17 protein-coding genes and 2 pseudogenes are annotated in these 19,921 nt (G+C 71.5%); 3 read left to right on the forward strand and 16 right to left on the reverse strand.

The features are described from left to right. Nucleotides 1-102: 102 nt before the first annotated feature. Nucleotides 103-2,436 carry an ATP-binding cassette domain-containing protein gene (locus ADL12_RS36025; protein WP_062710483.1) on the reverse strand — a complete coding sequence of 778 codons (2,334 nt, stop codon included), beginning with the start codon at nucleotides 2,434-2,436 and terminating at the stop codon, nucleotides 103-105. A gap of 167 nt (nucleotides 2,437-2,603) precedes the next feature. On the opposite strand from ADL12_RS36025, the gene ADL12_RS36030 reads away from it, so the two are divergent. Continuing rightward, complete coding sequence (locus ADL12_RS36030) at nucleotides 2,604-3,920, forward strand: phytase (protein ID WP_062710486.1); 1,317 nt, start codon at nucleotides 2,604-2,606, stop codon at nucleotides 3,918-3,920. A 25-nt stretch (nucleotides 3,921-3,945) separates the two neighbouring features. Here the strand turns inward: ADL12_RS36030 and ADL12_RS36035 are convergent, their stop codons facing one another. From ADL12_RS36035 to ADL12_RS36070, 8 genes and pseudogenes are all read right to left on the reverse strand, one after another. Beyond that, on the reverse strand, nucleotides 3,946-4,944 hold the full coding sequence (locus tag ADL12_RS36035) for an LLM class flavin-dependent oxidoreductase (protein WP_062710489.1): 999 nt from the start codon (nucleotides 4,942-4,944) through the stop codon (nucleotides 3,946-3,948). A 34-nt stretch (nucleotides 4,945-4,978) separates the two neighbouring features. Further along, nucleotides 4,979-6,148, reverse strand: a pseudogene (locus ADL12_RS36040) (FAD-binding oxidoreductase); the annotation flags it as partial. 419 nt (nucleotides 6,149-6,567) lie between these two features. Continuing rightward, on the reverse strand, nucleotides 6,568-7,749 hold the full coding sequence (locus ADL12_RS36045) for a GTP-binding protein (protein WP_062710492.1): 1,182 nt from the start codon (nucleotides 7,747-7,749) through the stop codon (nucleotides 6,568-6,570). A gap of 6 nt (nucleotides 7,750-7,755) precedes the next feature. Continuing rightward, complete coding sequence (rpmF, locus tag ADL12_RS36050; RefSeq protein ID WP_062710496.1) at nucleotides 7,756-7,926, reverse strand: 50S ribosomal protein L32; 171 nt, start codon at nucleotides 7,924-7,926, stop codon at nucleotides 7,756-7,758. A 71-nt stretch (nucleotides 7,927-7,997) separates the two neighbouring features. Then, nucleotides 7,998-8,405, reverse strand: coding sequence for a hypothetical protein (locus tag ADL12_RS36055; protein ID WP_062710499.1), 408 nt, complete (start codon nucleotides 8,403-8,405; stop codon nucleotides 7,998-8,000). Nucleotides 8,406-8,419: 14 nt separating this feature from the next. Then, the gene (locus ADL12_RS36060; RefSeq protein ID WP_425265182.1) at nucleotides 8,420-10,015 is read right to left on the reverse strand and encodes a solute symporter family protein; all 1,596 of its coding nucleotides are present in this window, start codon (nucleotides 10,013-10,015) and stop codon (nucleotides 8,420-8,422) included. A gap of 2 nt (nucleotides 10,016-10,017) precedes the next feature. After that, a complete protein-coding gene (locus tag ADL12_RS36065) occupies nucleotides 10,018-10,386 on the reverse strand; it encodes a DUF485 domain-containing protein (protein WP_425265183.1) in 369 nt (122 codons plus the stop codon). Nucleotides 10,387-10,754: 368 nt separating this feature from the next. Then, nucleotides 10,755-11,978: a right-handed parallel beta-helix repeat-containing protein gene (locus tag ADL12_RS36070; protein WP_079052458.1), complete on the reverse strand. Its 1,224-nt coding sequence runs from the start codon at nucleotides 11,976-11,978 to the stop codon at nucleotides 10,755-10,757. 131 nt (nucleotides 11,979-12,109) lie between these two features. Here ADL12_RS36070 and ADL12_RS36075 point away from each other — a divergent pair, with 131 nt between their 5' ends. Beyond that, a complete protein-coding gene (locus tag ADL12_RS36075) occupies nucleotides 12,110-12,601 on the forward strand; it encodes a phosphatase domain-containing protein (RefSeq protein WP_062710512.1) in 492 nt (163 codons plus the stop codon). A gap of 54 nt (nucleotides 12,602-12,655) precedes the next feature. On the opposite strand, the gene ADL12_RS36080 is transcribed toward ADL12_RS36075, so the two are convergent. The 5 genes from ADL12_RS36080 to egtA all read right to left on the reverse strand — a co-directional run bounded on the left by ADL12_RS36080 (nucleotide 12,656) and on the right by egtA (nucleotide 17,306). Beyond that, on the reverse strand, nucleotides 12,656-12,871 hold the full coding sequence (locus ADL12_RS36080; protein WP_062710514.1) for a dodecin: 216 nt from the start codon (nucleotides 12,869-12,871) through the stop codon (nucleotides 12,656-12,658). A gap of 79 nt (nucleotides 12,872-12,950) precedes the next feature. Further along, complete coding sequence (egtD, locus tag ADL12_RS36085; protein WP_062710518.1) at nucleotides 12,951-13,913, reverse strand: L-histidine N(alpha)-methyltransferase; 963 nt, start codon at nucleotides 13,911-13,913, stop codon at nucleotides 12,951-12,953. Next, complete coding sequence (gene egtC / locus ADL12_RS36090; RefSeq protein WP_062710520.1) at nucleotides 13,910-14,701, reverse strand: ergothioneine biosynthesis protein EgtC; 792 nt, start codon at nucleotides 14,699-14,701, stop codon at nucleotides 13,910-13,912. Before egtC ends, egtD begins: the two co-directional genes overlap by 4 nt. Next, a complete protein-coding gene (egtB, locus tag ADL12_RS36095) occupies nucleotides 14,701-16,005 on the reverse strand; it encodes an ergothioneine biosynthesis protein EgtB (RefSeq protein ID WP_062710524.1) in 1,305 nt (434 codons plus the stop codon). The genes egtC and egtB overlap by 1 nt, the downstream gene beginning before the upstream one ends. Next, complete coding sequence (gene egtA, locus ADL12_RS36100; RefSeq protein WP_062710527.1) at nucleotides 16,002-17,306, reverse strand: ergothioneine biosynthesis glutamate--cysteine ligase EgtA; 1,305 nt, start codon at nucleotides 17,304-17,306, stop codon at nucleotides 16,002-16,004. The genes egtB and egtA overlap by 4 nt, the downstream gene beginning before the upstream one ends. Nucleotides 17,307-17,663: 357 nt before the next feature. On the opposite strand from egtA, the gene ADL12_RS36105 reads away from it, so the two are divergent. Then, nucleotides 17,664-18,488, forward strand: coding sequence for a TIGR02452 family protein (locus ADL12_RS36105; RefSeq protein WP_062710530.1), 825 nt, complete (start codon nucleotides 17,664-17,666; stop codon nucleotides 18,486-18,488). 2 nt (nucleotides 18,489-18,490) lie between these two features. On the opposite strand, the gene ADL12_RS36110 is transcribed toward ADL12_RS36105, so the two are convergent. Then, nucleotides 18,491-18,937, reverse strand: coding sequence for a type II toxin-antitoxin system PemK/MazF family toxin (locus ADL12_RS36110; protein ID WP_062710535.1), 447 nt, complete (start codon nucleotides 18,935-18,937; stop codon nucleotides 18,491-18,493). 43 nt (nucleotides 18,938-18,980) lie between these two features. Then, a pseudogene (locus ADL12_RS51420) lies at nucleotides 18,981-19,897 on the reverse strand (flotillin family protein); the annotation flags it as partial. Between the last annotated feature and the right edge of the window lie 24 nt (nucleotides 19,898-19,921).

Consider the following 19,921-nt stretch of genomic DNA (forward strand, 5'->3'; position numbering starts at 1 on the left):
TCACCGTGATCCGTTCTCCCGTGTCATCGGCGCCCGGTGTGGTCCGTACGGCGCCCGTCGCCGACGCCGGTCAGTCGTCGTAGGTCCCGTCGCGCGAGGCTGTTACGGCATGACCCGGGCGAGATACGGCGCTGTAGCGCTGCTTCTCGCCCGTGCGACCTGAGCGGGCGGACCCGCCGCCACGATCCGTCCGCCCGCGTCACCGCCGCTCGGTCCGAGATCGATCACCCAGTCGGCGCCCGCGACGACGGACATGTCGTGCTCGACCACGACGACGGTGTGCCCGGCGTCGACCAGCCCGTGCAGCTGGCGCATGAGCACCTCGACGTCGGCCGGGTGGAGTCCGGTCGTCGGCTCGTCGAGGAGGTAGAGCGTGTGGCCGCGACGGGCGCGCTGGAGCTCGCTCGCCAGCTTGATGCGCTGGGCCTCTCCGCCGGAGAGCTCGGTGGCGGGCTGGCCGAGCCGCAGGTAGCCCAGGCCGACGTCGAGCAGGGTGCCCAGGCTGCGGGCAACGGTCGGCGTGTCCGCGAAGAAATCCGCGGCAGCCTCGACCGTGAGGTCCAGTACCTGCGCGATGTTCCGTCCCCGGTACGCCACTTGGAGCGTCTCGGGGTTGTAGCGCGCCCCACCGCAGTCCGGGCACGGCGCGTACGTGCTCGGCAGGAACAGCAGCTCGACGCTGACGAACCCCTCGCCCTGGCAGGTCTCGCAGCGCCCGCCCGCGACATTGAAGGAGAAGCGCCCGACGCCGTAACCACGGGCCCGCGCCTCGTCGGTTGCGGCGAACACCTTGCGTACGACGTCGAAGAGGCCGGTGTAGGTGGCGAGATTGGAGCGCGGGGTGCGGCCGATCGGCTTCTGGTCGACCGAGACCAGGCGGCCCACGCCCGCGAGGTCCTCGGTGATCTCGCCGATGAGTGTCGATTTGCCCGACCCGGAGACCCCGGTGACGGCTGTGAACACGCCGAGCGGGAACTCGGCGGTGACCCCGCGCAGGCTGTGCCGGGTGACGGGGCCGACCGTCAACTGGCCGCGCGGCGCACGCACTTGGCGTACGGCGGCGGGGGAGTCGTCGAACAGGAAGCGTGCTGTCGCCGACTCCGCGACGGCCGCCAGCTCGGCCACCGGCCCGCTGTGCAGCACCTGCCCGCCGTGCTCGCCCGCATGCGGCCCCACGTCGACCAGCCAGTCGGCGCCACGCACGACGTCGAGGTGGTGCTCGACCACGAACACCGTGTTCCCGGCCGCCTTCAGTCGCGCCAGCACCGTCAACAGCGCCTCCGTGTCCGCCGGGTGCAGACCCGCGGACGGCTCGTCGAGGACGTACACGACACCGAAGAGCCCGGACCGCAGCTGGGTCGCGAGCCGCAGGCGCTGCAGTTCGCCCGCCGAGAGGGTGGGGGTGGCACGGTCGAGGCTGAGATAGCCGAGGCCGAGCTCGACGACGGGCCCGATACGGGACTTGAGGTCCTCGGTGAGGACACGGGCCGTCTCCGAGGTGCCGCCGTCCAGCGTGTCCGCCAGCTCGGTGAGCGGCAGCGCGGCCAGCTCGGCGATCGTCCGGCCGGCGAACGTCACCGCCAGCGCCTCGGGCCGCAGTCTGCTGCCGCCGCACGCCGGACAGGGTGCGGAGGCGAGGAAGCGCTCCGCCTTGGCCCTGAGGGTCGGACTCTTGGAGTCGGAGAAGGTCTTCATGACGTACCGATGGGCGCTCATGTACGTGCCCTGGTACGGCCGTTGGATGCGGTCGGCGTCGCGCACCGGGTGCACGGTGACGACCGGTTGCTCATCGGTGAACAGGATCCACTGCCGGTTCTCGGCGGGCAGCTCGCGCCAGGGCCGGTCGACGTCGTGGCCCAGCGCGTCGAGGATGTCGCGCAGGTTCTTGCCCTGCCAGGCCCCCGGCCACGCGGCGATCGCCCCCTCGCGGATCGACAGCGACGGGTCGGGGACCAGCAACTCCTCGGTCGTACGGTGCACTTGGCCGAGCCCGTGGCACTGAGGGCACGCCCCGGCCGCCGTGTTCGGCGAGAAGGCGTCGGAGTCGAGGCGCTCGGCGCCCGGCGGGTAGTCGCCCGCCCGGGAGAACAGCATCCGCAGGGAGTTGGAGAGGTTGGTGACCGTGCCGACGGAGGAGCGGGACGTCGGCGCCGAGCGTCGCTGCTGGAGGGACACGGCGGGCGGAAGTCCGGTGATCTCGCCGACCTTCGGCGCGCCGACCTGGTGGATCAGCCTGCGTGCGTACGGCGCGACCGACTCGAAGTAGCGGCGCTGGGCCTCCGCGTAGATCGTGCCGAAGGCGAGCGACGACTTCCCGGACCCGGACACACCCGTGAACACGGCCAGCACATCCCGCGGAATGTCGACGTCCACGCCCTTGAGGTTGTGCTCACGGGCGCCGCGGACACGGACGTACGGGTCGTGCGGGGAGTGCATGGGTACGAGCTCCGGGATGTGCGAGTCGAGGGCGTGGGCAAACCCCGCGATTCTATGCGAACCAGACGCGCACCCGTTCGAGCCACCTGATGTTCACGAGGCCGTCGGCTCACTCACACCAGCCGCCCATAACGTCTCGCCAGTCTTTCTTCCTACCGAGGAGTATCGTGAGCGCTTCAGCTCTGAGCACTCTCACCGCCGCGCTGCTGATGGTCTCGGGCACAGCCGCCCCGCAGCCGGTCGCCGTCTCCGCACGCGTCGAGACGCCCGCCGTGTACGACGACGAGGCGGGCGGCAACGCCGACGCCGACGACCCGGCCGTCTGGGTCGACCCCGACCACCCGGGCCGCAGCCTTGTGATCGGCACCCTCAAGGAGGCCGGCCTCGACGTGTACGGCCTCGACGGCAGGCGGCTCCAGCACATCGCGGCGCCCGCGGCCCCGAACGACGACGCCGCACCCGGCCGCTTCAACAACGTCGACGTCGTCTACGGCTTCGAACTGGGCGGCAAGAAGACCGACTTGGCCCTGGTCAGCGACCGCGGCCGGGACCGGGTCCGGGCCTACGCGATCGACCCGGCGGCCGTGGCAGCCGGCAGGCCCCCGCTGAAGGACGTGACGGCGGCCGACGCCGCGCGGGTCTTCTCCGCGAGTGAGGCAGAGGTCGACGACCAGCGCACCGCCTACGGGCTCGCCGCCTTCAGCGACGACGACCACGCCTACGCCGTGGTGTCGCGCCGCTCGGAGACCCGGGTACGGCTGCTGCAGCTGGAGGACCGGAACGGGCGCGTCGGCTACAAGACCGAGGACACCCTCGACCTGCCGACCTCCTTCACCCTGCCGAACGGGACGAGCTGGACGCCGTGTGCCGACCCGGGCGACCGGCCGCAGGTCGAGGGCATGGTCGTCGACCAGGAGCAGCACGTCCTGTACGCGGCGCAGGAGGACGTCGGGCTGTGGCGGGTCGACCTCGACGACGAGGAGTTCGACCGGCCCCAACTGATCGACCGTGTGCGGGAGTACGGCACTCCGTGGACGTATGACGCCGAGGAAGAGGAGTGCGTCCTCGACACCGCCGACGACCCCGGCTTCGGCGGTGAGCACCTGAGCGCCGACGCCGAGGGCGCCGCGATCTACCACGCCGCCGACGGCAAGGGATATCTGCTCGCCTCCAGCCAGGGCGACAACACCTTCGCCGTGTACGAGCGCCAAGGCCGCAATGCCTACCTCGGCTCCTTCGCCGTCACCGACAGCGCCGCCGCCGACGGGGTGCAGCACTCCGACGGCTCCACCGTGGTCAACGTCCCGCTGGGCCGGTCCTTCCCCAAGGGCCTGCTCGTCACCCACGACGGCGAGGCCACACCCGCGGACGGGGACCGGGAGGGAACCGACTTCAAGTTCACGGGCTGGGAGTCGGTGGCCGGTGCGTTCCCGAAGCCGCTGACGATCGACACCAAGTCGTTCGACCCGCGCGACACGGACTGACCCACATGCCGGCCGCCCGCCCGGATCACGCGTAGGCGATCCGGGCGAGCCTCCGGTAGGAGTCCAGCAGAGCCTGACGGTCGTACGTACTGGTCGTGACCAGCACCTCCTGCGCGCCCGTCTCCTTCAGCAGCGTCTCCAGCTCGTGCGCGACCTGCTCCTCCGTGCCCGCGATGTGCCCGGCGAGGCCGCCCTCGTAGAAGCCGCGCTCCTTGTCGGTCATCGTGAGCCCCTCGACGCGCTCGGCGGGCGGGAGCGGCGGGAAGGTGCCGTGCGTGCGGGAGTGGGCCATGGACCAGGCCTCCGGGACCAGCAGACGCCGGGCGTCCTGCGGTGTGGCCGCCACCGCGACCGAGCCGGAGATCACGACGTACGGCTCGCTCGCCCAGGGGGAGGGGCGGAAGCAGTCGCGGTAGTGGTCGATCCCGTGCTGCATCTTCGCCCGGTTCCGGAAGTCCCCGATGACCATCGGCAGGCCCGCGCGGGCGGCGATGTCCGCGCCCTCGCCCATGGCCAGCACGAACGGCGGCACGGTCAGGCCCTCGGCGGGCCGGGCGTGCACCCCCGTCGGCGAGGTGCCGCGGAACCAGCCGAGCAACTCCTGGATCTGCGCGGCGAAGTCCTCCGCGTCCCCCTTGTCCCGCCCGAGCGCCCTGCGCACCCCGTCGGTGAAGCCGACCGAGCGGCCGAGGCCCATGTCGATCCGCCCCGGAAAGAGGGACTCCAGCACCCCGAACTGCTCGGCCACGACCAGCGGTTGGTGGTTGGGCAGCATCACCCCGCCGGTCCCGACCCGGATCGTGCGGGTCGCGGAGGCGACGGCGGCGGCCAGCACAGTCGGCGCCGAGCCGGCGACGCCGGGTACGCCGTGGTGCTCCGAGACCCAGATGCGGTGGTAGCCCAGCTCTTCCAGCTCCCGCGCCAGCTCTACGGTGTCGCGCAGTGCCTCGGCGTTCGTATGGCCTTCCCGGGTGCGGGAGCGGTCGAGGACGGAGAAGCGGGTCGCCGCGATCACGGAACTCATATGGGGTTCAACAACGCCGCCGCCGTAGGATTCCTCAGGGCGCGATGTTGTGGTTCAGACGGAACAGGTTGCCCGGGTCGTAGCGCCGCTTCAGGGCGGTCGGACGAGCGTGGTTGCCGCGGTAGTCGGCCTGCACGCGGTGCTGGTCGTCGCCGTCCATGAAGTTCACGTAGGCGCCTGGCATGGAGTAAGCCTCCAGCGCCCGGTGGAAGGCGCGCACCCAGTCCTTCTGCGCCTCGCATTCCTGCCGGGTGGTCAGGGTCGGGCTGAGCGCGATCGAGTAGTCGGCGTCCCGGTAGGCGAAGGCGGTCTCCTCCGGTCCGAGGTGGTGGCAGGCCCCGTCGATGGGGAAGACGACCGTCATGCTCCGGATCGAGGGCGTGGCGGCACCGTACTCGACGAAGGCGTCGACGACGCCGTCCGGCAGGCCTTGCGTGAAGGCGCCCTTCCAGTAGTGGTACAGCCCGGCGGGCACCAGGTCGTCGAACAGGGTGTTGATCACCGGACAGGGCATGCGCTCCAGGTGCCGGCCCAGCACCGGGCGCCCGTGCCGGCGTTCGGGCAGGAACGGCACCGGTGGCCCGAGTCCCACGACGAACGTGGCTCCGAGCCCCTCGTCCGCCTCGGCGACCAGCTCCCGGTACCGGCGGATCACGTCGCCGTCGAGCGGGAAGAACGTCGGACCGCCGAGGATGTCGGCGACAGGGTGCAGCCGGAACGCGAACGACGTCACGACCCCGAAGTTGCCCCCGCCCCCGCGCACCGCCCACATCAGGTCGCTGTTCTGCTCGTCGGTGCAGGTCACGAAGGAGCCGTCGGCAGTCACCAGGTCCACGGAGGTCAGGTTGTCGCAGGACAGACCGCAGCGCCGGGCCAGATACCCCATGCCGCCGCCGGTCGTCAGGCCACCGACGCCGGTCGTGGAGACCATCCCGCCGGTCGTGGCCAGCCCGAAGGCATACGTGGCGTGGTTGACGTCCGCCCAGGTGCAGCCGCCCTCGACCCATGCCGTCCGCGTCTCGGGGTCGACGCGGATGCCGCGCATCAGGCCGAGATCGAGGACGGCACCGCCGTCGCAGGTGCCGCAGCCGGGGACGCCGTGGCTGCCGCCGCGCACGGCGAGCGGCAGGCCCTGTTCGCGGGCGAAGTCCACCGTGGCGATGACGTCGCCCGCGTCGACGGCCCTGACGATGATCGCCGGCCGTCCGGCTCACCCCGCAGATGCCGCCGTGCCCGGCGCAGCCAGCCTGCGGCCACGGCCGTGCGCCCCGCGAGCTGATGGTTGTAGAACAGGAGCCAGGCCATGAGCCCCGCCTGCCGGGCCGCGCCCGCCGCGACATATCCGGAGTAGGCCCGCATCCGCTGGACGATCGACTCGTCGATCCGGCGTGTCCACCAGGCGGCGTCGGCGAACGCGGGGCAGTCGTCGGGGCTGGGGCGGACGGCGTCCAGGCGTCCAGCAGCCGGTACGCCTCGCCCCACGGGCAGCGGCGTCCCTGGCCCGCCGCAAGGTGTCCGCGGCCGCCCTGTCGATCGTCCGCTCGGTCACCCGCGGCTCCCTTCTCGCGCTCTGCGAGCAGGACCGGACCTTCACCAGGACAGGCGGGCCGGGCGCCGCGGGACTCAGTGAACGGACACCTCCAGCGGCGCCGCGTGCTCGTGATCGCAGGCGTCGTCGATGCCGTACGTGTCCCACGCCGGGAACGGGTCGGCGGCCGGGAGGGCCTCGCCGTCCGCCATGAGGCACTCGGCCAGGGCGGCCCGGAGCGCCTCGCCGCGCAGATGCGTGCCGATGAAGACCAGCTCCTGGGCGTACGGCGCGTCGGTGTCGCGCGCGGCGCTGGGCTCGAAGCGGGCGACGGAACCGGCCTGCGACCACAGCCCCGTCACCTGCGGGCGGCTGGCGAGGGTGAAGAACCCCTTGGAGCGCAGCACCTTCCCGTACGCGCCGCTGTCGAGCTCCTCGGTGACGAAGGTGAACAACCGCTCGGGGTGGAAGGGGAGTTCGGAGCGGAACACCGTGGACGAGATCCCGTACTCCTCGGTCTCGGGGACGTGGTCGCCGTTGAGTTCCCGCACCCAGCCGGGCGCCTGCTGGGCGCGCTCCAGGTCGAACAGCCGCGTGCCGAGCACCTCCTGGAGACGTACTTGTCCCTGCACGGCGTCGACGATCCGTGCGGCGGGGTTGAGCCGGCCCAGCGCCGCACGCAGCCGGTCCGCCGTCACGGCGTCGACCAGGTCCCGCTTGTTGAGCACGATGACGTCTGCGAACTCGACCTGGTCGACGAGGAGATCGCTGACGGTGCGCTCGTCGTCCTCGTACTGGTCGAGGCCGCGCTCGGCGAGCTCGTCGCCACTGTCCAGCTCGGACAGGAAGTTGGCGGCGTCGACGACCGTGACCATGGTGTCCAGCAGGGCGAGGTCGCCGAGGGTGGCACCGTCGTCGCGGGCGAACGCGAAGGTGGCCGCGACCGGCATGGGTTCGGAGATGCCGGACGACTCGATGAGGAGATGGTCGAAGCGGCCCTCACGGGCGAGCCGGTCGACCTCCTCGAGGAGGTCGTCGCGCAGGGTGCAGCAGATGCAGCCGTTGGTCATCTCGACCAGGCGTTCCTCGGTCCGCGACAGCGCGGCCTCGCCGCCCCGCACCAGCGCGGCGTCGATGTTGATCTCGCTCATGTCGTTGACGATGACCGCCACACGCAGTCCCTGGCGGTTGGTCAGGACATGGTTGAGCAGGGTCGTCTTGCCCGCCCCGAGGAAACCGGACAGGACGGTGACGGGCAGTCGGCGGTCGTGCGGCATCCCCGGTCAGCCTTCGGGGCGCAGCAGCCCGCGCTCGTACGCCTTGACCAGGTGCTGCGGCACGAGGTGGCTGACCCCGTCGATGGTGACGGGCACGAGCTGCGGCGTGATCGCCTTCCACTGGGCGCGGCGGTGGCGGGTGTTGCTGCGGGACATCTTCCGCTTGGGGACAGCCATGACGGACCTCCTCGGTGGGTGAACACCGAGGACGCTACATGAAAATGGATCCCATTAACAATTGGCCCGAGTCAGCGACGGGACCGCACCCGTGCGTCCCGTGGCGGCCGGATGAACTGCAGCTCCAGCGTGACGGGCGGATCGGCCAGACCCGGTCCACCCGCGGCGGCCCACCGCACGATCTCCTCCGTGCCGTCGTCGTCCATCGCGAAGCCCACCCAGGTGGCCCGCCCGCCGGCCCGGCGCCCCGCGGCCGACGGCTGGACGACGATCACGTTGGCCTGGTCGCAGGGGCCCAGGCAGTCGGTCGTACGGACCTGGAACCCGTGCTCGGCCCCGGCGGCGCGCAGCCGTTCCACCTGCCCGGTGTGATCGGTGCCGGGGTGCTTGCGCGGATTGCCGCAGCAGCACCCCCGGCAGACGACGAGCGTGCAGGGGCGCTCGCGGGCGGCGCCGATCAGGAACGTATGAGTGGGCATGACAGAAGCATCTCCTACTCCTTGGCGCCCACCAGCATCCGCACCTCGAACTCCTCGTAGGCGGCCGCCTCCTGCGGTTCCTGGCGGTTGCTCAGCACGGTGCCGAGCCAACCGAGGAAGAAGCCCGCCGGGATGGAGACGATGCCGGGGTTCTGCAGCGGGAACCAGGCGAAGTCCGACTCCGGGTAGAACGAGTCCGGCGTGGAGGAGACCACGGGGGAGAACAGGACCAGCAGGACCGAGCAGACCAGGCCGCCCCAGAGGCTGAGCAGGGCGCCCCGCCCCGTGAAGCGGCGCCAGAAGAGGGTGTACACGATCGTCGGCAGGATCGCGGATGCCGCGATGGCGAAGGCGAGAAAGGCGAGCGTCGCGGTGTTGGCGCCCCAGGAGACGAGGGCGAGCATCATTGCGAGGACACCGATGACGGCCGCGGACAGCCGGGCCACCATCAGCTCCTCGGTCTCGCTCGCGCGGCCCTTGCGGATCACCTCGCCGTACAGGTCGTGGGCGAGGGACGAGGCGGCGGCGAGGGTGAGGCCGGCCGCGACGGCGAGCAGCGTGACGAAGGCGAGGCAGGACAGCAGGGCCGTGAGGATGCCGCCGCCGAGGGCGCCCGCGAGGAGCAGGACCGCGGAGTCGCCCTTGTGGTCCGTCTCCGCGATGGTCTCGCGACCGACGATGGCGGTGGCGCCGAGGCCGAGGATGCCCGCCGCCAGGCAGACCAGACCGACCAGGCCGACCGCCCACACGAGGGAGGAGCGCAGTACATCGATCTTGCGCGGGGCGAGCAGGCGCATCAGTACGTGGGGGAGTGCGGCGAGGCCGAGGACGATGGCCAGTTCCAGGCTGAAGAAGTCGAGCTTGCTGGTGGTGCTGACGCCGTAGCGCAGTCCGGGTTCGAGGAACTGCGTGCCGGTGCCGCTGTGGTTCGCAGCCGCGGACAGCAGGGCGCCCGGGTTCCAGCTGTAGTGGTTGAGCACCATGACCGCGGTGACCGTCACGCCCGCGACCAGCATCACGGCCTTGATGATCTGGATGACCGTGGCGCCGGGCGCGCCGCCGATGGCGGCGTACACGATGACGACGGTGCCGATCACGATCACGCACAAGGTGCGCGTAGCGGCGCTGGGTTCGCCGGTGAACTGGGTCAACAGGGCGATGCTGCCGACGAGTTGGGCCACCAGATAGAGGGTCGTGATGGCCAGGGTGCACACGGCCAGGGCGAGCCGCACCGGGCGCTGCAGCCGGGTCAGGCGCAGGGCCAGTGTGTCGCCCAGGGTGAACTTGCCCGTCCGACGCAGGGGTTCGGCGATCAGCAGCAGCACCATCATCCAGGCGACGACGGTGCCGCCGAGGTACAGCAGTCCGTCGTAGCCGTTGAGGGCGACCAGTCCCGTGCTGCCCAGCAGGGTCGCGGCCGACAGGTAGTCGCCGCACATCGCGAGGCCGTTGCGCAGCGGGGACATGGTGCGGTTGCCGAGGTAGAACTCGCTGATCTCGTCGCGCTGAGGGGCCGTCAGCAGGGCCATGAACAGCGTGACCACGACCACCGACAGGAACAGCACGAACGTCAGGTTCAGGCTGAACCGGTCGGCGATGCCTGCGGACATGGTCACCACGTGCGGTACCCCCTGGAGCCGGGCTGGGGGGTCTGCGCGGCCTCGCCGCGGTGCGAGTTGGCACGGTGCGAGTTGGCTTCGTGCTGGTCCAGTCGCGAGCCCAGGCCGCGGGCGAGAGGGTCGACCCGGGTGCGCATGTGTCGGACATAGCACCAGGCCGTCACGCCCATCACGACGAACTGCCCGAGACCCAGGGCGAGACCGAGCGTGAGGTGGCCGAGCAGACGCTGGTTCATCAGACCCGGGACGGAATGCGACAGCAGTACGTACAGCAGGAATCCGCCGACCGAGAGGAGCGTCGCACGGACACCGAACCGGCGCTGGGCGCGTCGCAGGGAGTGAAATTCGGGATCTTCGGATATGCGCCGGCGCGGGGCGGGTTCATTATTCGGGGAACTGTTTGTGAAAGAATTGTCGTGCCAAGGTGAAAATTCGGGCACAGGCGCACCTTCTTTGCTGCGGCATGCCGGACATACGATGGGCGCGGGCTTTGCGTGTGGGGAGTGGGTGAGCGGCGGCAGGTCCGGAAGCCGGAGTATGGCAGCGGGCTCTTTGGAGAATCAACCGCCGAGGGGAATTACCGCACTGCGGTGGCGCATTCATGCCCCTCGTGATCGCTTTATGGCCCGGTGTGCCCTGCGAAAAGGGCCCTCCGGGAAATAGTCCGGACCATTTCTTTCGGCCGGACTGTCTCAAACGCGACTCGCCTGGGACAGTCCGGCCGGGCGGCTCAGAACCTGGCGCCCACAGCCGCGCCGCTGCGCGGCACGAGGAAGCTCGGGGCCGACGGCAGCGATCCGTCGGCGGAGCGCGGGCCGGTGATCGGGGCCGGGTCGGTGCTGAGCACCGAGGACGCGTTCCAAGTCCCGCCCAGATTCCAGGAGTTGCCGCTGGCGGTCGTCCCCGAGCCCACGGCCGCCGCGCGGGCGTCGGCGAGGGACAGGTTGGCGGTCAGGGTGGCGGTACCGCCCGAGACGTCGGCGTCGAAGCCGGTGCCGGCGTTGGCCCAGGTCGTGTTGCGGGTCAGCGCCATGGCGCCGGGATTGCCGTTGTCCGTGACACCGTGCGCCGCGTTCCGATACGACATCGTGTTGCGCAGGGTGTGGGCGACTGCCGGGGCGGGGCTGCCGCCGCCCATCTTGAAGCCGTTGCCGTCGCCCGAGAAGTCCGGGAAGTTCCAGCGGTTGTAGCCGTTGCCGTACGCGATCGTGTTCTCGATTTGAATCGGCGAGGCGAACTTCCAGGCATCAAATCCGTCGTCGACGTTGTTCCACAACCGGGCGCCGCGCACCACGTTCCCGGTTCCGCTGCCTTCCTTGATGGCCAGGCCGTCGGCGCTCTCACCGTTCTTGCGCGGGTCTCGGTTGCCGTAACTGTCCAGATTCAGGATCTGGTTGTTGCTGGAGGCTCCCTGGAGCTGGAAGCCCGACTCGTAGTTGTCGTGCGTGGACAGCCGGGAGAAGACATTGTTGTTGCAGCCGTCGCAGTAGATGCCGTACGGGCCGTTGACCAGCTCCAGACCGGAGATCCGCCAGTACGAGGCCTCCATGTGGATCGCCCCGCGCTCGGCGCGCGGAATGCTGCCGCCCACCGGCGTGTGGCTGGCGGGGAGTTGCTCGCCGTCGACGACCACGCGCTCGCCCTGGTAGGGGCCGAGGCTGACCGGCTGGGAGGCGGTGCCCGAGGCGGTGATGGTGATGTTGTCGGTGAGGGCGTAGATGCCGCCGCGTACGGTGATGACGTCGCCGGGCCTCGCCAGGTCCACGGCCCGCTGGATGGTCCGCAGCGGCTGGGCCAGGGTGCCCGGCGCCGAGTCGCTCCCGTCGGTCGCCACGACCAGCGTCGTCGCGCCGGACGCCTCGCTCGCCGGGCCCCACACCGTCAGCAGGGCCGCGCCCACCGCTGCCGCCGTCCAGATCGCCGTACCGCGCATGCCTCTTGCCGTGTTGCCCATGGGGCCTCCCGCCTCCGCCTGTGTGCCGTGTCGCACAGCAGTGGCCGCCCGGCGCGCGGAGGTTGCCGGGGTACGGGGCCGGGCGTCGCGGGGAAGGTGGGGATTGCCGGACAGGCCCTAGGGTGAGCGGTGTGACCGACAGCAACAAACGCCCGCTCGCCGTGTTCGACCTGGACAACACCCTCGCCGACACCGGACACCGGCAGCACTTCCTGGAGCGCACACCGCGCGACTGGGACGCCTTCTTCGCGGCCGCCCCGCAGGACCCGCCCCTCGCGGAGGGCATCGCGCTGGCGCTGGAGAGCGCGAAGGAGTGCGAGGTCCGCTATCTGACCGGCCGGCCCGAGCGCTGCCGGCGTGACACGCTCGACTGGCTCGCGGCCCACGGACTGCCCGACGGACGCGTGTACATGCGGCGCAACGACGACCGCAGGCCCGCCCGGCGCACCAAGCTCGAGATCCTGCGCCGCCTCGCCGGCACCCGCGAGATCCGGGTCCTGGTGGACGACGACGAGCTGGTCTGCGAGGACGCCGAACGGGCCGGTTTCACCGTCGTACGGGCGCGCTGGGCCGCCCCCTCCGCCGCGCTGAAGGTGGCGCAGGAGCGGGAGGGGCGGACCTGAGGACCGGGCGCCGTCGGCACATCCTGCGTGCCCGGCGGCGCCCGGCACGCACCGCTACTCGGCTTCCTCGAGGCGGAAGCCGACCTTCATGGTCACCTGCCAGTGCGCGATCTGTCCGTTGTCGAGCTGGCCGCGCACCTCGGTCACCTCGAACCAGTCCAGGTTGCGCAGGGTCTGCGAGGCGCGCTCGATACCGTTGCGGATGGCTCGGTCCACGCCCTCGGGCGAGGTGCCGACGATGTCCGTGACCCGGTAGGTGTGATTCGACATGCCGGTGCTCCTCTCACACACGTCACTCCACCGTGCCTCAAGGCGGGACATCGCGCGAGCCGTCCGTCACCGCGCCACGTCACCGCGCCACGCTCAGCGACAACGCGAAACGGCCCTGACCGTCCGTCCACCAGTGCGCCAGCTCCAACCCGGCCGCCGACAGTTCCGCGCGTACCCCGTCCCTGCGGAACTTCGCCGACACCTCGGTGCGCATCTCCTCGCCCGCCGCGAAGTCGACGGCCAGGTCGAGCGCGGGCACCTTCACTGTCTGCGCCGTGCGGGAGCGCAGCCGCATCTCGATCCACTCGTTGTCGGCGTCCCAGTGCGCCACGTGGTCGAAGGCGCCGGGATCGAAGTCGGCGCCCAACTCGCGGTTGATCACGGTCAGGACGTTCTTGTTGAAGGCAGCCGTCACCCCGGCCGCGTCGTCGTACGCCTCGACCAGGACTCTCTCGTCCTTGACCAGGTCCGTGCCGAGCAGCAGCGCGTCACCGGGGGACAGCAGCGCCCGGACCGAGGCGAGGAACGCCGCGCGCTCGACCGGCAGCAGATTGCCGATCGTGCCGCCGAGGAACGCCACCAGCCGGGGACCCGGCGTGTCCGGCAGGTCCAGCCCGTCGGTGAAGTCGGCGATCAGCGCGTGCACGTCGAGCCCCGGCCGCTCCTCGATGAGCGCGTGCCCGGCCTGGGTGAGCGCGCTGTCGCTGACGTCGACGGGGACGTACGTGTGCAACCCGGTGAGCGCGTCGATGACGTACCGCGTCTTCTCCGAGGAGCCGGAGCCCAGCTCCACGAGGGTGCGGGCGCCGGTGGCGACGGCGATCTCGCCGGCCCGGTCGACGAGGATCTCGCGCTCGGCGCGCGTCGGGTAGTACTCGGGCAACTCGGTGATCTGCTCGAAGAGTTCGCTGCCCTGCGCGTCGTAGAACCACTTCGGCGGCAGCGTCTTGGGCGTGCTCGTCAGGCCCTTGAGGACATCGGCGCGCAGGGCGGCGTCGGTGGCGTCCTCGGGCAGGGTGCGGGTGAGAAGGAACGGACTCACGTGCTGGGCTCCTTCGGAGGTGCGGGTGCCAGGGCGTCGCTCGGGTCCTTCAGCGGCGTGAGCAGCACATCGGTGCGGCTGGCCGCCAGGAGGGTGCGGTCGGGGACCTCCTGCCAGTGCGGGTCGTCGTCGTAGGGCTCGGAGGCCACGACGGTGCCGCCGCCGGGCCGGGTCAGATACCAGAGGGTGTCGCCCCAGGCGGTCGCGGTGATGGTCTCGCCGTTGGTGAGCAGCAGGTTGAGCCGGGAGCCGGGGGCTGCCTCGGCGACCTCCAGGACGGTGTCGGCCAGTGCCTGCCCCTCGTCGTCGCCGCCGCGCAGCCGGGCCAGGACGAGCGCCCACACGAGCGCGGAGTCGTTGCGGGCCTCCATCGACAGCAGGTCCACCGCGGGCAGGCTCGAAACGAGCGGTGCCAGCGAACCCGGCCAGCCCTTCACGGCGCCGTTGTGGCTGAACAGCCAGGCACCCGCGGCGAACGGCGCCGCCGCGGCCTCCGCGTCGGCGCCCGCCAGCGTCGCGTCCCGGACGGCGGCGAGCAGCGCGGTGGACCGTACGACCCGGGTCAGATCGGCGAAGGACAGATCCGCCCAGACGGGCCCGGCCCGGCGGTACCGCGCCGGCACCGGGTCCCCCTCGGCATACCAACCGACCCCGAAACCATCGGCGTTGACGGTCCCATGCCGCTGCCGCCGAGGCGCCCACGACTGGCGGTACAGGGCGTGCGCGGGCTCCACGAGGAGTCTGCCGAGCGGCTCCTCGGGCCCCAGATAAGCCAGATGACGGCACATCAGACATCCCCCGAACGGGCCGTACGGAAGCCGGAGAAGATCTGCCGCCGGATCGGATAGTCCCAGTTGCGGAAGGTGCCCCGGCAGGCGACCGCGTCCACGGCGAACGAACCGCCGCGCAGCACCTTGTACTCGGGCCCGAAGAACACCTCCGAGTACTCCTTGTACGGGAACGCCTGGAACCCCGGGTACGGCAGGAAGTCGCTCGCCGTCCACTCCCACACATCACCGATCAACTGCCGTACGCCGAGAGGCGATTCGCCCTCCGGGTAGCTTCCGGCCGGCGCCGGGCGCAGATGCCGCTGACCGAGGTTGGCGTGCTCCGGCGCCGGGTCGGCGTCGCCCCACGGGTAGCGCGTCGAGCGGTCCCCGGCGGGGTCGTGGCGGGCGGCCTTCTCCCACTCGGCCTCGGTGGGCAGCCGGCGGCCGGCCCAGCGGGCGTAGGCGTCGGCCTCGTACCAGCACACGTGCAGCACCGGCTCGTCGGGCGGTACGACCTCGGTGACGCCGAAGCGGCGCCTGAGCCACTGCTTGCCGTCCCGGCGCCAGAACAGCGGGGCGTGAATGGAGTGCTGCCGTATGTGAGCCCAGCCCTCCGGCGTCCACCAGCGTTCGCTGTCGTAGCCGCTGTCCTCGATGAACGCCTGGTACGCGGCGTTCGTCACCGGGGTCGTGTCGATGTAGAACGGTGGCACCTCGCGCCGGTGCGCCGGGCGTTCGTTGTCCAGCGCCCAGGGCTCGGTGGAGGTGCCCATGGTGAACGGGCCGCCGGGGACCAGGACTTCGGACGGCCCCGTGAACAGGGGCACCGGATCCGGGTCGGGGGCGGTCAGGGCCTGCGGGCCCGTGCGGAGCTGATGGGTGATCAGCATCGTCTCGTCGTGCTGCTGCTCGTGCTGCGCGATCATCCCGAAGGCGAAGCCCGCCTCGGTCAGCCGCGTCCCGTGGAAGGCCGTGCTCTCCAGCAGGTCCAGCACCCGGCCGCGCACCTCGGAGGCGTAGTGCCGGGCCTCGGCCGGCGGCAGCAGCGGCAGCGAGGGGCGTTCGGCGCGCGGATGCTCGAAGGCGTCGTAGAGGCCGTCGATCTCGGGCCGCATCGCCTCCCGTCCGGCGACCGCCCGCAGCAGCCACTGCTCCTCCTGGTTGCCGATGTGCGCGAGGTCCCACACCAGCGGGGACATCAGCGGCGAGTGCTGGGCGGTCAGGTCGGGGTCGTCGACGCAGCTGGTCAGCAGGGTCGTCCGGGCACGGGCGGTGGTCAGGGTGGTCAGCGCCCGCTCGCGGAGCGTGTCGGCGTCGATCATGTCCGGATGTCCTTCCCGTGCAGGGTGCGGTCCGTGCCGTAGAGCTCGTCCAGCAGGTCGTCGGCGGGGCAGCGGCCCTGGATGACGTAACGGTCCTGGTACGCCGCCACGGCGGCCATGACCTCGGTCGTGGCCCCCAGCCGGGGCAGAGCCTCCAGCGCCGCCGCGAAGCAGGTGATGGCCACCTCCCGCAGCTCGGGGTCGGCGAGGCCCGAGCGGGCCGCGTCGATCCACAGCGGATTGTGCGGCGCGGGCAGCGACAGGGAGCGCTCGGCCAGCGGCTTCACGGCGCGGTAGGCGGTCTCGGCGGCCTCGGGGTCGTCGAACAGCGCGGTGGCCACGGCGAGCGGCACGATCCAGCCGTCCTCGCCGGGCTGGGCGTCGATCATGCGCAGTTCCAGATGGCCGCGCGGTCTGACCGGCGGGAACAGCGTCGTGAGGTGGTAGTCGAGGTCCTCGTGCGTCGGCGGCCTGGGCGACCCGGATCTGGTCCACTCCCGGAACGTCAGGCCGTCCGGGACGTGCCAGGGGCCGCCGTTCTGCCGTACGCACATCACCGGCGCGTCCAGCACGTGCCGCGCCCAGGCGGCCCGGGGGTCGCCGTCCAGCGGGGGTGCGCCCGCGCGGCCCGCGCCGATCTCCATCCACAGCAGCTGCCGGGTGGAGAGCCAGCCGGTGGGCTCCTGCCCGGCCAGCGGGGAGTTGGCGAAGGCGGCCACCAGGACCGCGCCCAGCTGGTGCGCCAGCCACCAGCGCCGTCCGTGCCCGAGCGGGCCGGGCTCCTCGTGTCCGGCGTCCAGGCACACCTGCACGGAGGCCGAGGTGCACATCATGGCGCGGCCGGCCGGGCCGGTGCGGTCCAGACAGGCTTCCATGGCGTCGTACCGCGGCTCGCGCAGGAACCGGCGGGGCGAGTGCCAGGGGTCGTTGCCGAGGCCGACGAGACCGAGATCGTGCTCGCGCAGGACCGCGCGGGCGGCGTCGAGGTCGGCGGAGACGGTACCGATGCACTCCATCAGCGAGGCGGCGGGAGGGGAGCTCAGCTCCAGCTGACCGCCGGGTTCGACGGTGAGCGCCGACCTCAGGGGCACGGTCCGCAGTGCGGCGTAGGCCGCTTCGAGTCGTTCGGGTGTCACGGGGAGCTGCGGGCTGCGCAGCTCGTGGACGAGCCATTCCACTTCGACCCCGAGGGTGCGGGGTGGGCCGGTCTTGAAGCAGATGCCCCGGACCAGGGCCTCCACCTCGGGTTCGGTGACTGCGGTGCGGGGCTGCGCCGTACAGTCACTCACCGAATCTGACATGTCGGGATCCTCCTGAGAGTCCACGATGCCGCCCGGCCCGGATCTTGTGGGCGGGCCGGCACACTCGTTCCACCCAAGACGCTCGCGTCGCATCGCACAAGAGTGCGTACCGGCACGTTCCGGGTCGGTAATCTCGGCTCTCCGGGCGTTAGCAGGGGATTTCCCGGTCGTTCGCGAGGTGGTTCGCGATGTGGTTCTCGATTTGGTTCTCGGTGTGTTGCTCGATCGGTAGTGGGCCCGGAAAACTCTGTTGCATCGCATGACCAGCATCGCCCACGATGCCTGCGTGAGCACGACGGGGGAGATCGCGCGCAGCCGACGCGGTCGCGCGGTCATGGCGCGCACGGGGGTGGCGCCATGAGCGCGCGCCTGCGCGGCATCGCGCAGCAGACGGAACAGATCGTGGCGACGGGGGCGTACCGCGCGCCGGACGGACGACAGGTGCCCCTCGCGGCGCAGATCGAGGCGGCACGAGCCGGCACGCGGATGTACGGGCCGGACCCGGTGCCGGTGCCGCAGGTCCCCGTAGGAGAGACGTTCTTCGAGGTCACGGGGGAGAGCAGCCTGGAGGCGGCCCGTCGCCTCGGCGGTGGGACGGCCGTGCTCAACTTCGCCTCCGCGCGCAACCCGGGCGGCGGCTATCTGAACGGCGCCCAGGCCCAGGAGGAGGCCCTGTGCCGCGCCTCGGCGCTGTACACGTGCCTGCTCGAAGCCCGCGCGTTCTACGACCATCACCGCGCGCACCGCGACCCCTTCTACACGGACCGCGTCATCCACTCACCGGGCGTCCCCGTCTTCCGCGACGACCGCGGCCGCCTGCTCGACGAGCCGTACACCGCGGGCTTCCTGACGGCCGCCGCACCGAACGCGGGCGTCATACGGCGTACGGCCCCGCAGCGCACGTCCGAGCTCCCGCACGCGCTGGCCGTGCGCGCCGAGCGCGTGCTGGAGACGGCCGCGGCGCACGGGTACCGGCGGCTGGTGCTGGGCGCGTGGGGCTGCGGGGTGTTCCAGAACGACCCGGAGCAGGTGGCGGGCGCGTTCCGGGCCCTGCTCGCGCCGGGCGGACGGTTCGCCGGGGCCTTCGAGCATGTGGTGTTCGGCATCCTGGACCGCACGCCGGACAGCCCGGTGCGAGCCGCGTTCGTACGGGCGTTCCCGGAGCGTCAGACCCAGTCGTGACGTCAGGTCCAGGCGTACCGCTCGTGCAGCCGGTGCCTGACCAGGTTGAACCGCCCGCGGTCCAGCGCGCACGCCTCCCGGCGCATGCCCTCCTCGTGCAGGCGGAGGATGCGGTCCACGTCCACCCAGGAGTCGCGCCCCGTCCGGTCCCACGGCCCGCTGCCGATGGCCACCCACTCACGGTCCCCGTCGTGCCGCTTGCTCGACAGCTGCACGGCGAGGAAGGTGCCGCCGGCCTCACGGGCCACCACGAGCACCGGGCGGTCCTTGCCCCGCCCGTCGTTCTCCTCGAAGGGCACCCAGGTCCAGACGATCTCCCCGGGATCGGGGTCGCCGTCGTGCGCGGGGGAGTACTCGGTGCGCACCTTGCCGACCCCGCGGGGGTCGGCCTCAGCGGTTGCGGTGGGGCCGTAGCGGCCCGGGACGTTCTCATCGGTAAACGTGCTCACGGGGGCACCTTAGGGGCTGCGCCCGTGAGCTGCGCGTGAGGGGTCACTTCTCGTCCATCGGCACCTTATGGGCGAGCCCGTTGAGCGGCGAATCCTCCTTCGATGCCTGCCCGTTCTGGTTCATCGACGCCAGCAGCTGACGGGCCGGCCCCAGCCCCGTACCGCCCATGGTGAGCGCCTTGGCGAACATGTCCGCCATGCCGTCGGCGCCGTTGCGCAGCACCATGTTGTCGACGCTGCCGAACGCGGACGCCCCGGCCCTGACGATCTCCGGCCAGTTCTCGGCGAGTTGCTGGGCCTCACCGGTGGCCCGGGTGGCGGCCGCCATGGCCGCACCGCGCGTCTTGGTCGCCTCGGCCTCGGCACCCGCGGCCGCCTTGACCCGTGTCGCCTCGGCCGCAGCCGCCGGCTCCGTCTCCTTCGCCTTGGCCTGCGCCGCCGAGATCCGCGCGTCGCGCTCGGCCTCCGCGAGCGTGCGCTTCTCGTACGCCTGCGCGTCGGCGGGCTTAGGACATCCGCCTGGAGCTGCTGTTCGCGCCAGTGCGCCTCCAGCTCGGCGACCCGCGTCTCCTGGACGACGACTTCCTGCCGGGCCTTGGCGCCTGCCTTGTCGCGCTCGGCCTGGTAGCCGGCCTGCAGGATCTCGCTGTCCCGGGTCGCCTCGGTCATCCGCGCGAGCGACTGCTGCTCGGCCTCCGTGGCCAGCCGGTTCGCCTCCGCCTGCGCGATGCGCGCGTCCCGCTGGACGGCCGCCGCGTGCGGCATGGCGAGGCTCTGGATGTACCCGGTCGGATCCTCGATCTCGTGGATCTGCAAGGAGTCGACGATGAGCCCGAGCTTCTCCATCTCCGTACCGCAGGCCGCGTTCGCGATCGACACGAAGTCGTCGCCCACCTTGAAGATGACCACGCCCCGCACCCTCAGCGGAATGCCCTGGTGGGTCACGCAGTCCAGCGCCAGTGTGCCGCGGCCGGCCCCCTTTGC

It is taken from the genome of Streptomyces regalis (assembly GCF_001509475.1).
GTDB lineage: Bacteria > Actinomycetota > Actinomycetes > Streptomycetales > Streptomycetaceae > Streptomyces > Streptomyces regalis.

Bases quoted from the DNA above. Each gene is read 5' to 3' on its own strand.
- ADL12_RS36025 (WP_062710483.1), bottom strand. From the start codon at position 2,436: ATGCACTCCCCGCACGACCCGTACGTCCGTGTCCGCGGCGCCCGTGAG.
- ADL12_RS36035 (WP_062710489.1), bottom strand. From the start codon at position 4,944: ATGAGTTCCGTGATCGCGGCGACCCGCTTCTCCGTCCTCGACCGCTCC.
- ADL12_RS36045 (WP_062710492.1), bottom strand. From the start codon at position 7,749: ATGCCGCACGACCGCCGACTGCCCGTCACCGTCCTGTCCGGTTTCCTC.
- rpmF (WP_062710496.1), bottom strand. From the start codon at position 7,926: ATGGCTGTCCCCAAGCGGAAGATGTCCCGCAGCAACACCCGCCACCGC.
- ADL12_RS36055 (WP_062710499.1), bottom strand. From the start codon at position 8,405: ATGCCCACTCATACGTTCCTGATCGGCGCCGCCCGCGAGCGCCCCTGC.
- ADL12_RS36060 (WP_425265182.1), bottom strand. From the start codon at position 10,015: ATGTCCGCAGGCATCGCCGACCGGTTCAGCCTGAACCTGACGTTCGTG.
- ADL12_RS36070 (WP_079052458.1), bottom strand. From the start codon at position 11,978: ATGGGCAACACGGCAAGAGGCATGCGCGGTACGGCGATCTGGACGGCG.
- ADL12_RS36080 (WP_062710514.1), bottom strand. From the start codon at position 12,871: ATGTCGAATCACACCTACCGGGTCACGGACATCGTCGGCACCTCGCCC.
- egtC (WP_062710520.1), bottom strand. From the start codon at position 14,701: ATGTGCCGTCATCTGGCTTATCTGGGGCCCGAGGAGCCGCTCGGCAGA.
- egtB (WP_062710524.1), bottom strand. From the start codon at position 16,005: ATGATCGACGCCGACACGCTCCGCGAGCGGGCGCTGACCACCCTGACC.
- egtA (WP_062710527.1), bottom strand. From the start codon at position 17,306: ATGTCAGATTCGGTGAGTGACTGTACGGCGCAGCCCCGCACCGCAGTC.
- ADL12_RS36105 (WP_062710530.1), top strand. From the start codon at position 17,664: ATGAGCGCGCGCCTGCGCGGCATCGCGCAGCAGACGGAACAGATCGTG.